This is a genomic window from Pseudomonas monachiensis, assembly GCF_047345015.1.
GTDB classification, from domain to species: domain Bacteria; phylum Pseudomonadota; class Gammaproteobacteria; order Pseudomonadales; family Pseudomonadaceae; genus Aquipseudomonas; species Aquipseudomonas monachiensis.
Genome location: NZ_CP178857.1, coordinates 3,491,665 through 3,503,627, shown reverse-complemented (window position 1 = coordinate 3,503,627; position 11,963 = coordinate 3,491,665). Strand labels below are relative to the sequence as shown.

Here is an 11,963-nt window from a genome sequence, read left to right as displayed (position 1 = left end):
CATCGGAGAAACGTATGAAACAGAACTCTTCAACACAACAGCATGTAAACAGCTACTACGCCGCCACCCGCAACTTCACCGGCGATTTCCCGGTGCTGGAAGGGGCGGTGGACTGCGACGTCTGCGTGATCGGCGCCGGCTACACCGGCCTGTCCTCGGCCCTGTTCCTCGCTGAAGCGGGCTACAGCGTGACCGTGCTCGAAGCAGCCAAGGTCGGCTTCGGCGCCAGCGGTCGCAACGGCGGCCAGCTGGTCAACTCCTACAGCCGCGACGTCGATGTCATCGAAGAGCGCTACGGCGACAAGACTGCCGAAATCCTCGGCAGCATGATTTTCGAAGGCGCCGACATCATCCGTCAGCGCATACAGCACTACGACATCCAGTGCGACTACCGCCCAGGCGGTATCTTCGCGGCGATGAACAAGAAACAACTCAAGGGCCTGGCCGAGCAGAAGAAGAGCTGGGAACGCTACGGCAACAAGAACCTGAAAATGCTCGACGCGGCCGACATCAAGCGCGAAGTCGGTTCCGAAGCCTATGTCGGCGGCCTGCTGGACATGCAGGGCGGCCACATTCACCCGCTGAACCTGGCACTCGGCGAGGCTTCGGCCATCATCGGCCTGGGCGGCAAGATCTACGAGCAATCGGCGGCGGTGGAAATCACCTACGGCGAGCCCATCACCGTGCGCACGGCAAAAGGCGTGGTCAAGGCCAAGTACCTGCTGATCGCCGGTAACGCCTACCTGCCGCAGGGCCTGGACAACCGCGTGACCAGCAAGAGCATGCCGTGCGGTTCGCAGATCGTCGTCACCGAGCCGTTGTCGCAGCAGCAGGCCCGCAGCCTGATCAAGAACAACTACTGCGTCGAAGACTGCAACTACCTGCTCGACTACTACCGCCTGACCGCCGACAACCGCCTGCTGTACGGTGGTGGCGTGGTCTACGGTGCGCGCGAGCCGGACGACATCGACCAACTGATCCGCCCGAAGATCCTCAAGACCTTCCCGCAATTGAAGGACGTGAAGATCGATTACCGCTGGACCGGCAACTTCCTGCTGACCATGTCGCGCATGCCGCAATTCGGCCGTATCGAGAAGAACGCCTACTACATGCAGGGCTACAGCGGCCACGGCGTGACCTGTTCGCACCTGGCCGGCAAACTGATCTCGGAAATGATCCGTGGCGACGCCGAGCGCTTCGATGCGTTTGCCTCGCTGCCGCACATGCCGATGATCGGCGGGCGCACCTTCTCGGCGCCGTTGACCGCCCTGGGCGCCGTGTACTACTCGCTGCGTGACCGTTTCGGCATCTAAGCTTTACCTCGCCGACGGCATCTCCCCAAAGGGTGCCGCCGGCTTTTTAATACCAGAAACACCAAGTCCCCTGTGGGAGCGAGCTTGCTCCCACAGGTCTTGTGACTTAACTCAGAAATATCACCAACAGGTTGTTTTCTTCAGCCGTTTATCGAACCTGCTGAGCATTATGAACAAACGTGATTTAATAGCCGCCTTTCACGTTTCCGGGACCGGAAAACGGCGTGATCCGCGCCTGCACTCCACCCCCATTACCCTTAAGTAGCACGCACATAAGGCTGTCATGGACACGGGCTCACGACTCAAATTAGTACGCGAAAGCTACAAACTGTCCCAGCGCGAGCTGGCCCGGCGTAGCGGCGTCACCAATGCAACCATCTCCCTGATCGAACAGAATCGGGTCAGTCCTTCCGTCAGCTCCCTGAAGAAATTGCTGGAGGGCATCCCCATGTCCCTGGCCGACTTCTTCACCTTCGATCAGCCACCGCGCGAACACCAGTACGTCTTCCGTGCCAACGAACAGCCCGACCTCGGTCGCCATGGCCTGCGCCTGCTGCTGATCGGCGCGTCCGTGCCAAGCCGGCAGATGCGCTTGCTGCGCGAGCAATACGCACCGGGTGCAAGCTCTGGCGAAGAGCCGATCGTGCATTCCGAAGGCGAGGAGTGTGGGTTGGTGACCCGGGGCACCGTGGAGTTGACCGTGGATGGCCAGGTGAGCGTGCTCAACGCCGGGGATGGCTATTACTTCCCGACGACCTTGCCGCACCGGTTTCGCAACATCGGGGCGGATGAGGCGGAAATCATCAGCGCCAACACACCGGCGAACTTCTGATAACCGCTTTACAGGCAGGGTTCATCAGCAACCAACCGTCAAAACCCGCATCTGATGCGGGTTTTTTTATCACTCGAATCTGGTTATTGCCTGGCATCTTGAAGTGCAGCGCTGGTCATTCCCGCTGCTCAAGAGGAAACACTGCACCCTTTGCGGGTTATCTCGATCTGTTGGTAGTCGGCGCGGTTTTCTTTCTGCAGGGTGGCCAACAGAGACAAGGTTGCTTGCGGATCATTGAGCGGTAATGTCTTGAGTACCTCGACATCGACATCCCACCACTGGCTGTTGATCAGCGCCTCGATCAACTCGGGTGTGTGCCGATACCTGACAATTTTTGCCGGGGTGCCGGCAACAATGGCGTACGGTGGCACGTCATGGGCAACCAGGGCGCGGGTTGCGATGACTGCGCCGGTGCCTATGGTCACGCCTTCCAGGATCATCGCGCTATGGCCGATCCAGACGTCATGCCCAATCGTGATGTCCGCAACCTCCGGGTCGTAAACCAGCGCCGTGTCGGTATATTGAAAGGGATGTGAACTGAGCCAGTCCAACGGATGCGAGCTCTTTTGCTGGCCGATAAAACAGCTGCTGCTAATGGAACAAAACCTGCCAATGGAGGAGACCGCCGAAAGGAAGCAGTCACTGCGGATATAGGTATGCGCGCCGATCTCCAGCTTTTTTGATTCTATGACCACATTCCCAAGCGTCACGCCTTCTTCAATGGTCAGTGTCGTTCTTTTGTGCAGTGACAATAAACCGCCCGCCACTTTGCATTTGTGTTTGCGAATCCATCTTTTCCAGTAACTGTTTCGCAAATAGCTGATTATTTTTTTCATGACGGGCTGTCTTGGATATCCGTAATAGGGCTTGGTCATGGCCCCATGAGCCAGCGGCCGAGTCTAAATGAATCGGCGGGGGAGATGAATTTTTTAGACGTTTTTCAAAAAACCGCTTTTGTGCGTCTCGGGCGCTGATCAGTGCAGGAACTGCGCCGGATGAGGGTCGTGAGCAATGTGCTGCTAATACACCGGCGAGTTTATGATCAGGGATTCAACGATCATTGTTTGGCCGCAAATTTCCGTCGTTGTTGATCGTCCATCCGGAAATCGTTTTTGTGGACAGAGAGAAGGCGTATTGCCATCATTGCGCTTCTTGCACCTCAAAAGGATTTCTTCTCATGCGCAAGCTACTTCTTCTGGTCATGTTGGCCGTTGTAGTAACGGGTTGTTCCAGTCGTAAAGAATTTTACGCAACCGGCGGGAGCCGAGCGGATGGCTCGATCGATATGGCTTACGACTTCAAACCTTTCGAGACTCCGGTCGTTGATTACAAGCAGGCTGAGTCGATTGCAAACAGCAAATGTGCGGTGTGGGGTTACGAGCGCGCAGAACCCTTCGGTGGTCAAACCCAGAATTGTCAGTCAAGAGATGGCTGGGGTAATTGCAACGCCGGGCAGATGATCGTCAAGTATCAATGCATTGGAAATATCACACCACCAAACCAGGCTTCAGCGTCTTCGCAGTCGTCTGTACCGGTTGGAATGCTGACGCCTGCTCAGTACAAGGAAGCGCGAGTGAAGGCTTTGATCGACAAAAAGCTCCCTTACGCTGAGTACCAGAAGGAATATCAGGCGATCATGGCTGAATAGTTCAGTCGATATCGTTTCCGCTGCTCGGTTTCATTTCTTTAGTCTGAGTGCGGTCGTCGGTTGAAAAGCAAAAAGTGAGATTTTGAGCGAGCAACAAAAACCCGCAGAAATGCGGGTTTTTTGTGCTTGAAAAATATCACTGCTTCTTCGGCCCCTCAAACCCTCGCTGCTCGATCACCCCAAACACATCCCGCACATCCTGAAGCAGAATCCGCGAAATGTTGGTGACGGTGTTGATGTCGTTTTCGGCGTAGTCGGGGAGGCTGGTGCAGGCCATGAGGTTGAGGTATTGCAGGACGGCGTTGAGACGTTCGGCGGCGCAGTTGTGGAGTTCGCGCAGCGGGGCGTCGCTGTCGATGAGGAGGACGGGGTAGCTGGTTGCGATTTGTTTCATGGGGGTGAAGCGGCGAGGCGGATTTTGCATTGTCATAAGGTAGAACTCTTCAAAGGTTCGTGAAGTGCCACCTTTTGCTGCGAAACAAATGGGTGGCAGCTATGTGCGGGTTCGCAGACCGGAGAAGAGTCAAGCCGGCAGACCCGAAGGTCTCCCACACACAGCCGCCATAAAACGAAACGGCGGCAAATTTTGCCACAGTTGTCATTTAGCTGTGTTCCTTCTTCTACAGGGCTGCGAAACCCAATCGCCAACTCAAGTCAGCGACCGGCGCACATTAGGCATGGATTTCGACGGCTGCAACCGGCCTGTAGGACGCCAAAAGCCCCCTGTGGCGAGGGAACTTGCTCCCGCTCGGCGGCTCCGGCGCCGTAAAACCGGGCGCTGCGGTGTGTCTGAGGAAATGAGTTGCAAGGGATGAGGGCTGCTTCGCAGCCCAGCGGGAGCAAGCTCCCTCGTCACGGGGGGTAAATTCCTACAAATTATTCAGACGTCAAAATTGAACGTTCGTCGGATGGCGGGTTGCTACCATCGCAATTGCCTGCCGATATCAACACGGCTGCTACGCTTGGTCGTTGCAGTGCCCGAGCCCCATTCCTGCTCACGCTGCAAGGGTTATCACGGAGTGCGACATCCATTCCTGTCGGCAACCTGCACGGAGGCAGGCGATGGTGATCAAAAGCATGGCCGATCCGACTGCGGCGGGGGTTCCCGAGCCGCTCGATCGGGAAGAAATCGAGCGGGTGCTGGCACTGTTGCTGGTCAGCCCGTTGTTTGCCAAGTCCAGGCGCATGGGCAGTTTGTTGCGCTTTCTGGTCGAGCACGACCTTCAGGCTTGCAAAACGCCGCTGACCGAACACGCCATCGGCATCGCGGTGTTTCGTCGTGACCCGGCAGTGTATTGCACGGGCGACGATCCGGTGGTGCGAGTGCAGGTGGGGCGCTTGCGGCGCAAGCTCGCAGCGCATTACGCCGGCAACGGCCAGCAGGACTCGGTGCGTTTGTGCATTCCACCCGGGTGTTATCGCTTGACCTATCAGCGGCTGCGGCCCAAGGGCGTCGGCACTCGCCATCCGGTGGTCCAGATCCAGCCGTTTACCTGCCTCACCCGCGATGGCGATGACTTTACCCGGGGCTTGTGCGAGGAGTTGAGCTGCCGATTGTTCGAGTCGTTCGAGCAGGCGCAGACCGGGACCAATCATGTGTTGATGCGGGTGGCACGCAACAGCGAGCCGGTACCGGACTTCAAGCGTGGCGGGCGTTACAGCTATTGCCTGGAGGGCAGCGTGCGGGTCGAGCCTTCGCGGGTGCGAGCGTCATTGCGCCTGGTGGATGTGGCGCAGGGGCGGATTCGCTGGTCGGCGCAGTTCGATCGTGATCGACCCTATGGCATCGCCACCCAGGAGGACCTCGCGCAGTCGATCTGTCGCTCGCTGACGGGCTACTTCGCCACGACGGGCAAAGAGGAGTGAAAGGGCAACCGCAAGGTTGCCCCGGCATGACGGTTACACGGTTTTCCACTGACCGCCTTCGTAAAGGCGAGCTGCGGTGTTATCGAACGTCAGGTCGATTTCGATCGCCTTGGAGCGTGAGGTACTGAACATGGTGCTGGTCTGTACGTTCTGTTCGAACCACACGAGGATGGTTTCCACCGGCGTCAGCACGGTATTGCCGGTGACGACCTGGTTTACGGCCACGTAGATTGGCGTACTGACCTGATTGCCATCGATACCGGTGGACAACTGGTTGACCCCCGGATGAATCGGCGCGTAGTTGTTCACGAAAGTCAGGGAAGTGTCCGGGCCACCGGTTACCGCCGGGCTCAGCAGGCCGCTTTCATCAAGTGTCGAGGTTTGCCCAAGGCCAATGTTGACGATGTTGGTCGAGACTTTGACTTGCACGTTTTCCTTGAACACGTTGGAGGCGAACAGCTGATACTGCGGCGTCCAGCTGAACTCGTTGTTGCTCAGGTACGCGTCATAGGACTGCCAGACCACGTTGTAGTCGGCGTCACCTACCTTCTTGGCAAAGCACAGCTTGTAGCCGGACTTCTTCAGCAGCGTCAGGTCTCCGGCGGCGATTTCGATGGTGACGGTTTTTTGCGAAGCCGCCAGGGCCGACCTCAGTACCCGGCCGTAATCTGACGCCTTCAGTTGCGTTGCACCCATGATCGACTTGACGGCTTCTTGCACATCATTGTGAAGCTGCTGGCTCTGTTGGCTGACAGCGATTGATTTGCTCATGGTTTCCCTCTTCCTTGGTGGTGTGTTGGGCAAATAATGGGCTGCTGGCGCTTGGCGCTGCAGTCCATTGACGGCTTCACTCTAGGGTCGAGGGGCAGGGCGGCTAAGTGTCTTGGTGTTACAAGCGGGTATCGGGGTTGTATCAGGGGCTGAGCCAGCGGGGCAGCCGATCGACCGCCCCGCCTTGACCTCAGGCGGCCCGGGCATCGGCCCAGACGAAGTTCCAGCTGGTGCGTTTGCCCTTGGCGATCTCGATCAGCTTGTTCTCGTACACCGTGTGATTGACCACGCCGGTGTAGGTCAGGGTGCGGGCGGCATTGGTCCCGGTGACCTCGTCCGGCTTGCCGCCCGCCTCGAACATGGCTTTTTTCATGTCGGCATCCGACGGGGCGCTGCTCTGGTTTTTTTCCACTTTGACGAAACTCATGATTCACCTCTTCCGTGATGGGGGGATCGGTGCAAGCGCGGGCCGACAAGTCGACGACCCTGTTCCACACCGACGGCCATACTCTATTGGCCCGTTCGGCGGCGCAGAAGTGACAACTGCGCCGCTGAGGTAACAATCGGGAAACAGCGCCACGCTTTGAAGTATCTGCGACGTATCAAGCGTGGATTCACGTCGAAGCGTCGCAACGCGTTCTTGATGAGTGCAGTGGCGGCCACGTTGGTACTGGCATGTTTTTCGGATGTCAGGGCTGTGTGATGAGCAAGCGCAGTGAGATGCCTATAATTGACAAGCCCCATCCTCCGGCAAACGCCTGCAAGGCTTCGATCGGATGAGCGTAGACGGTTTGGCGGTTGGTGACTTGATGGAACCAACTTCGTCTATAACATCTAAATATTCAGGGAATATTCCCCACGACGAAGGAATGAATCATGTTCAGGACTCGATCATTGATTGCAGCTGTTACCTGTTTGGCTCTGGTCTGCGGCTCGGTGACGGCGCTGGCTGATCCCGGTAATGGCCAGGGTAGCGGGAAAGTCACCCATGGCAACCAAGGCAACAAGGGCCAGGGCAACCAGGGCCAGGGCAACCAGGGTGGTCATGGCAACAAGAACAAGAATTCCGGCGGCGGCGGGGACTGGAGCAATGGCCCGAGCATCAACCGTGGCAGCGTGCTCGAGATCATTGGTGTGAATACGGGCTACTGGAGCCCAGGGCCTGACTTGCCACCGGGTATTCAGAAGAACCTTGCCCGAGGCAAGCCGCTTCCACCCGGTATCGCCAAAAAACTCGATGGCCGACTCGTCGGCAGGCTGCCCCACTATGATGGCTACGAATGGCAGCAAGTCGGCACGGACCTGATCCTGGTTGCGCTGGCCACCGGGCTTGTCTATGAGATTCTCGACGGTGCGTTTGATTGACGTGTGGAAGGTAGTCTTCCCGCTGATTCAAAGTGCTCCAGCCGTTTGTCGTGGTACTTGAACTGTTGGAGGGATATCGCGTCATACCTAACGCGATATCAACCTCCTATGGAAGCAATCATGCTTTTTAAAAACAAGAGTCTCGTTGCTGTAATGTCATGCGCCATGATGCTTGCAGCCGCCCCTTTGCTGCCTGATGGCCTGTCGATCATGGGCTCCGCATACGCGAAGGACGGCGGTGGCGGTGGCGGTGGCGGCGGAAACGGCGGCGGTGGCGGCGGTGGAAATGGCGGCGGTAACGGCGGTGGTAATGGTGGCGGAAACGGCGCAGGTCACGGCGGCGGCATGGGTGGCGGACACGCCGGTACCGGCCACTCCGGCAGTAACGGCCGCGGCAACGGGCTGGACAGCGACCATGCTGGCAAATCCGTGCGCGACCATGGCCTGAGCGGGAACCACTACGGCAGTGCGCGCAACGATGACAGCGGTCATGGCAGCACGACCTCGGGCATCGCCCATTCCAAGGATACTCGTGGCGTCGCCAAGGCCACGGCCATTTCGGCCTCGACGCCGGGTGAGCACAACACCAAAGGCTTGAGTAAAGCCGGGCTGTCGACCTCGAAAAAAACCCATTGAGTTCGCGGCGACAGATCAGTTTCTAAAAAAGCAAAAAACCCGCTGCAAGGCGGGTTTTTTTATGCCTGGAAATTGATCGGCGACCACCGCGCAGCTTGTTCCCCGCCAGCACAACAGGCATTACACGGACAGAAAACGAGCCACCTGGACACATCGCGCAGTGATTTGCGTACGCGGGCGATTTGTCATGTTCAGCGCCATTTCAATGTAGATATTAGTCAGCCCAACGCGATTTCAATGAGGCTGCACTGTGTTCCAACGACTTGTGTGTTCGCTGTCTGTTTTGAGCCTGTCCATCGCTGCCGCCCAGGCTGCCGAGACTGTCCCCCTCAACACCCCACGCCTGAAGAGCATCGATAACTTGCGCGATGTCGCCGGTCTCACCACCGCGTACACCACGGCCAATGACGGCACGATGCGGGGCGGGGTGTTTTACCGCTCCAACGCGCTGACGCCATCGGCGGCGGATCTGGCGACCCTCAACGGCCTGGGCATCAAGGCGGTCTACGACTTGCGCACGCCAACCGAAATCGCCGCTACGCCCGACACGATGCCCGCGGGTGCGACGTACACCAACATCGACATCATCGGCGGCTCCACGTCGGGCGCGAACGTCACCAACGTCGCGTTCCAAAGCGCCGCCGAAGCCACCGCCATGATGCAGGACACCAACCGGGATTTCGTCCGCAACGCTGGGATGCGCAGCGAGTTCAACCAGCTGTTCAATGAGCTGGCCACGGTCGACGGCGCGGCTGTGTTCCACTGCACCGCCGGCAAGGACCGCACGGGCTGGACCGCCGCTGTGCTGCAAAGCATCGCCGGGCTCGACGATGCCACCATCATGAGCAACTACCTGGCGACCAACGACTACACCGCCGCGCGTATGAGGGCGACCCTGGCGGCGTTGCCACCGAACCTGGCGACCATCTATGGCCCGTTGATCGGTGTGGAGGCCAGTTACCTGCAGGCCGGCCTGGACGAGGTGAGCGCGCAGTACGGCACGATGGATAACTACCTCAAGGAAGGCCTCGGCCTGTCCCAGGAAACCATCTACGTGCTGCGCGGCAAGATGGTGTTCTACAACAGCCTGCCGGGCGCGGCGGACCTGGCTGGCAACGCCGCGGCCGGCGCGCAGTTGTTGCAGCAACTGCAGAACAGCAACCTGTCGGGCACCTACAGCGCCTACAACTACTACCTGCAGTCGGCCATCGATGCCCGCAGCCTCGGGGGCGTGGAGTCCACCGTCGGCGGTCAGGTGCACGCCGACGCCGCCAGCTACCTGCTGCGCCAGGGCGCGATGATCGAACAGGCCGCCGCGCCGTTCACCAGCGGAATCGACCTCAAGGCCGGGCAATATCGCCTGTGGAGCACAGCGTTGGCGGGGTATCTGGGCACCGATGGTTCCTCCCAGGCCTCCAGCAGCAACGAGCATAGCCAGGGCATGATGATCGGCCTGACCCAGCGCTTTTCCGAACAGCTCAGCGCCCATGCCGGCTTTGGCTACAGCAGCGGCAATGTCGGTGGCGCAGGTGGCGAGGCCGATACTGACCTGACCTTCTTCAGCGTCGGCGCACGCTTTGCCCCGAACGGCCTGGAGCGCGGCCTGTTTGTGGATGCCGATGCCAGCGCCGGCTATCTCGATTACGAGAGCAAGCGTGAACTGGGCGGCGGTCTGGGCACGGCCAAGGGCGACAGCCATGGCAACCTCACCGGCGCGACCCTGGCCCTCGGTTACCGTGTACCGGTGAATGGCGTGACCCTCGAACCGAGCCTCGGCGTGCGGATCAGTCACGTCAACCTGTCGGGTTTCCAGGAAAAAGGCAGCGAACTGGCCCTGGACGTCGACGGCATCCACGAGACCCGCAAGAGCGCGGTGGCCAACCTCAACGCATCCTTTGCGCCTGTCAGCCTCGGTGCCTGGCAAGTGGTGCCGGGCCTGCAAGTGGGCTACGAGCATGTGTTGGGTGACCATGAGGTCGACAGCGAAGGGCAACTGCTGGGCCTGGACATCGAACAGCAAGCCGCCTTCGACAACCGTGACCAGTTCACCGGTGGCGTCAACGTCATGGCCAACCTTGGTCCGTGGAGCGTGGGGGCAGAAGTCGGCGCCAGCGGTGGCGGCGATAGCCACGGCTTCAATGGCGGGCTGAAGGCCAGTTATCTGTTCTGACGATCAGTTGAGGCAATCTGTGGGAGTGAGCCTGCTCGCGAAGTGGTCGTGTCAGTCGACGTAGATGTTGAATGTCACTCCGCCTTCGCGAGCAAGCCCGCTCCCACAGTGGTTTTTTGTCGTACGCGGGAATTGTGTTCGACACCGATCAAAGTGTGGGAGCGGGCTTGCTCGCGAAGGCGGACTCACAGCTAACGAAGAGGGCGGCTGACATTCCGCTTTCGCGAGTGCTCCCGCTAACCCCTCAATTGATCGCCATCGGCCGCGCTCGCAGGCCCTTTCTCACGTCTGCGGGACTGATGCCGTAGGCACTCTGGAAATACTGGCAAAACCGCCCGACATTGCTGAAACCCTGTTGCAAGGCCACGTCTGTCACCGACGGCGATACCTCCTGGGACAGTGCGGCAAAGGCGCGCTCCAGGCGGACCTGACGCTGATAGGCAACGATCGAAGTGCCCATGAAACGCTGAAAACCTTCCTGCAAAGCGCGCAGGCTGACGTTGGTCAATTGCGCCAGCTCGGTGCCGCTGGCCAGGTGATCGGGGTGCTCCTGAATGTACTCGACAGCGAGCTTCACATGCCGTGGCGCAATCGATGGGGAAGGGCGCCGGAGGGCTTCGGTGAAGTTGTGCGGCCAGGCTTCCAGTACCGCATCGACCAGCATCTCGCGAAGACGCGAAGGCATCAGCGAACCGCTGTTGATCAGCAGGTCGAACTCGGTGCCCGTGGCCAGGTCAATCAATGCGCGGATGCCCTGCAAGGCCAAGACATTCAGGTCCACCACCGGCTCGAAATGCACCTTTTGCAGGATAGGTTTACCCAGCAGCGTCGACAGGCGCTCGGTGATCAGCCGGCGGCTGATCGAAATCCCGTGCTGTGCGTGGTTGTCGACAAAGCGCGTCGAGTGGACCTCGGCCTTGTCGATTGCCAGGCCTGTCTGCGCGAAGCCGACCGACTCGGTGACGTGGTTGAAGATGATCTTGCCGGCGGTGGGGATGACAAAGGTGATTTCATCAAGGGGGGCGGGAAAAGCCACCGTGAAGTCACCGCGATAGTGCATGCGACGAAAACTGACACCTTCATGCCGGCCGTAGACCCCGCCGATGATGATGTTTTTCGGCGGCGGCGGTGAGTCGCTATAGAGGTTGCCGAACAGGTTCGAGAACAACGCGCCAAAGTCGTCGCAGCTCATGTCGTCGGACCTGATGATGATTTGCTTGCGCGTCGTGCTTGCGTACACCTGAAGTGGCACCTTGAGCGGATGGGCAAAGCCCCGGTACAGGGAACTGGGGCGATCGGAGATCGAGCGGATGCGATTCGGGAAAACGCTTGGACGTTATCAGTGAGTAATGACAGGTTTGT

The 11,963-nt window shown here is 59.1% G+C and carries 12 protein-coding genes; 7 read left to right on the top strand and 5 right to left on the bottom strand.

Annotation, left to right across the window (positions count from 1 at the left end; genetic code table 11):
• The first annotated feature begins 14 nt into the window (after positions 1 to 14).
• Both ACMDB8_RS15560 and ACMDB8_RS15555 read left to right on the top strand, forming a co-directional pair.
• Positions 15 to 1,313, top strand: coding sequence for an NAD(P)/FAD-dependent oxidoreductase (locus tag ACMDB8_RS15560; protein WP_056727956.1), 1,299 nt, complete (start codon positions 15 to 17; stop codon positions 1,311 to 1,313).
• Positions 1,314 to 1,596: 283 nt separating this feature from the next.
• Positions 1,597 to 2,145 (top strand): cupin domain-containing protein, encoded by a 549-nt coding sequence (locus ACMDB8_RS15555; RefSeq protein ID WP_007975263.1) that lies wholly within the window; start codon positions 1,597 to 1,599, stop codon positions 2,143 to 2,145.
• 128 nt (positions 2,146 to 2,273) lie between these two features.
• On the opposite strand, the gene ACMDB8_RS15550 is transcribed toward ACMDB8_RS15555, so the two are convergent.
• Positions 2,274 to 2,981, bottom strand: a complete 708-nt coding sequence (locus ACMDB8_RS15550; RefSeq protein WP_223542410.1) for a CatB-related O-acetyltransferase — start codon at positions 2,979 to 2,981, stop codon at positions 2,274 to 2,276.
• Positions 2,982 to 3,322: 341 nt separating this feature from the next.
• Here ACMDB8_RS15550 and yecR point away from each other — a divergent pair, with 341 nt between their 5' ends.
• On the top strand, positions 3,323 to 3,793 hold the full coding sequence (gene yecR, locus ACMDB8_RS15545) for a YecR family lipoprotein (RefSeq protein WP_409078739.1): 471 nt from the start codon (positions 3,323 to 3,325) through the stop codon (positions 3,791 to 3,793).
• A gap of 136 nt (positions 3,794 to 3,929) precedes the next feature.
• Here the strand turns inward: yecR and ACMDB8_RS15540 are convergent, their stop codons facing one another.
• Positions 3,930 to 4,223 (bottom strand): hypothetical protein, encoded by a 294-nt coding sequence (locus ACMDB8_RS15540; RefSeq protein ID WP_056727952.1) that lies wholly within the window; start codon positions 4,221 to 4,223, stop codon positions 3,930 to 3,932.
• A gap of 632 nt (positions 4,224 to 4,855) precedes the next feature.
• Here ACMDB8_RS15540 and ACMDB8_RS15535 point away from each other — a divergent pair.
• Positions 4,856 to 5,659, top strand: a complete 804-nt coding sequence (locus ACMDB8_RS15535) for a hypothetical protein (RefSeq protein ID WP_056727950.1) — start codon at positions 4,856 to 4,858, stop codon at positions 5,657 to 5,659.
• A gap of 33 nt (positions 5,660 to 5,692) precedes the next feature.
• Here ACMDB8_RS15535 and ACMDB8_RS15530 read toward each other — a convergent pair whose 3' ends face one another.
• Together ACMDB8_RS15530 and ACMDB8_RS15525 are read right to left on the bottom strand one after the other, a co-directional pair.
• Entirely contained in the window at positions 5,693 to 6,430 is a 738-nt protein-coding gene (locus ACMDB8_RS15530) for a hypothetical protein (RefSeq protein WP_056727948.1), read from the bottom strand.
• 190 nt (positions 6,431 to 6,620) lie between these two features.
• Positions 6,621 to 6,857 (bottom strand): hypothetical protein, encoded by a 237-nt coding sequence (locus tag ACMDB8_RS15525; RefSeq protein WP_056727946.1) that lies wholly within the window; start codon positions 6,855 to 6,857, stop codon positions 6,621 to 6,623.
• A 449-nt stretch (positions 6,858 to 7,306) separates the two neighbouring features.
• Here ACMDB8_RS15525 and ACMDB8_RS15520 point away from each other — a divergent pair, with 449 nt between their 5' ends.
• The 3 genes from ACMDB8_RS15520 to ACMDB8_RS15510 all read left to right on the top strand — a co-directional run bounded on the left by ACMDB8_RS15520 (position 7,307) and on the right by ACMDB8_RS15510 (position 10,601).
• Positions 7,307 to 7,795 (top strand): anti-virulence regulator CigR family protein, encoded by a 489-nt coding sequence (locus ACMDB8_RS15520; RefSeq protein ID WP_056727944.1) that lies wholly within the window; start codon positions 7,307 to 7,309, stop codon positions 7,793 to 7,795.
• A 120-nt stretch (positions 7,796 to 7,915) separates the two neighbouring features.
• Complete coding sequence (locus tag ACMDB8_RS15515) at positions 7,916 to 8,431, top strand: hypothetical protein (protein WP_409079604.1); 516 nt, start codon at positions 7,916 to 7,918, stop codon at positions 8,429 to 8,431.
• Positions 8,432 to 8,681: 250 nt separating this feature from the next.
• Positions 8,682 to 10,601 carry a tyrosine-protein phosphatase gene (locus ACMDB8_RS15510; protein ID WP_409078741.1) on the top strand — a complete coding sequence of 640 codons (1,920 nt, stop codon included), beginning with the start codon at positions 8,682 to 8,684 and terminating at the stop codon, positions 10,599 to 10,601.
• 244 nt (positions 10,602 to 10,845) lie between these two features.
• Here ACMDB8_RS15510 and ACMDB8_RS15505 read toward each other — a convergent pair whose 3' ends face one another.
• A complete protein-coding gene (locus ACMDB8_RS15505) occupies positions 10,846 to 11,793 on the bottom strand; it encodes an AraC family transcriptional regulator (RefSeq protein ID WP_236709759.1) in 948 nt (315 codons plus the stop codon).
• Between the last annotated feature and the right edge of the window lie 170 nt (positions 11,794 to 11,963).

What these genes read in the sequence shown, in the direction of transcription:
- ACMDB8_RS15505 (WP_236709759.1), bottom strand. Translation starts at nt 11,793, where the DNA reads ATGAGCTGCGACGACTTTGGCGCGTTGTTCTCGAACCTGTTCGGCAAC.
- ACMDB8_RS15560 (WP_056727956.1), top strand. Translation starts at nt 15, where the DNA reads ATGAAACAGAACTCTTCAACACAACAGCATGTAAACAGCTACTACGCC.
- ACMDB8_RS15535 (WP_056727950.1), top strand. Translation starts at nt 4,856, where the DNA reads ATGGTGATCAAAAGCATGGCCGATCCGACTGCGGCGGGGGTTCCCGAG.
- ACMDB8_RS15550 (WP_223542410.1), bottom strand. Translation starts at nt 2,981, where the DNA reads ATGAAAAAAATAATCAGCTATTTGCGAAACAGTTACTGGAAAAGATGG.
- ACMDB8_RS15530 (WP_056727948.1), bottom strand. Translation starts at nt 6,430, where the DNA reads ATGAGCAAATCAATCGCTGTCAGCCAACAGAGCCAGCAGCTTCACAAT.
- yecR (WP_409078739.1), top strand. Translation starts at nt 3,323, where the DNA reads ATGCGCAAGCTACTTCTTCTGGTCATGTTGGCCGTTGTAGTAACGGGT.
- ACMDB8_RS15515 (WP_409079604.1), top strand. Translation starts at nt 7,916, where the DNA reads ATGCTTTTTAAAAACAAGAGTCTCGTTGCTGTAATGTCATGCGCCATG.
- ACMDB8_RS15525 (WP_056727946.1), bottom strand. Translation starts at nt 6,857, where the DNA reads ATGAGTTTCGTCAAAGTGGAAAAAAACCAGAGCAGCGCCCCGTCGGAT.
- ACMDB8_RS15555 (WP_007975263.1), top strand. Translation starts at nt 1,597, where the DNA reads ATGGACACGGGCTCACGACTCAAATTAGTACGCGAAAGCTACAAACTG.
- ACMDB8_RS15520 (WP_056727944.1), top strand. Translation starts at nt 7,307, where the DNA reads ATGTTCAGGACTCGATCATTGATTGCAGCTGTTACCTGTTTGGCTCTG.
- ACMDB8_RS15540 (WP_056727952.1), bottom strand. Translation starts at nt 4,223, where the DNA reads ATGACAATGCAAAATCCGCCTCGCCGCTTCACCCCCATGAAACAAATC.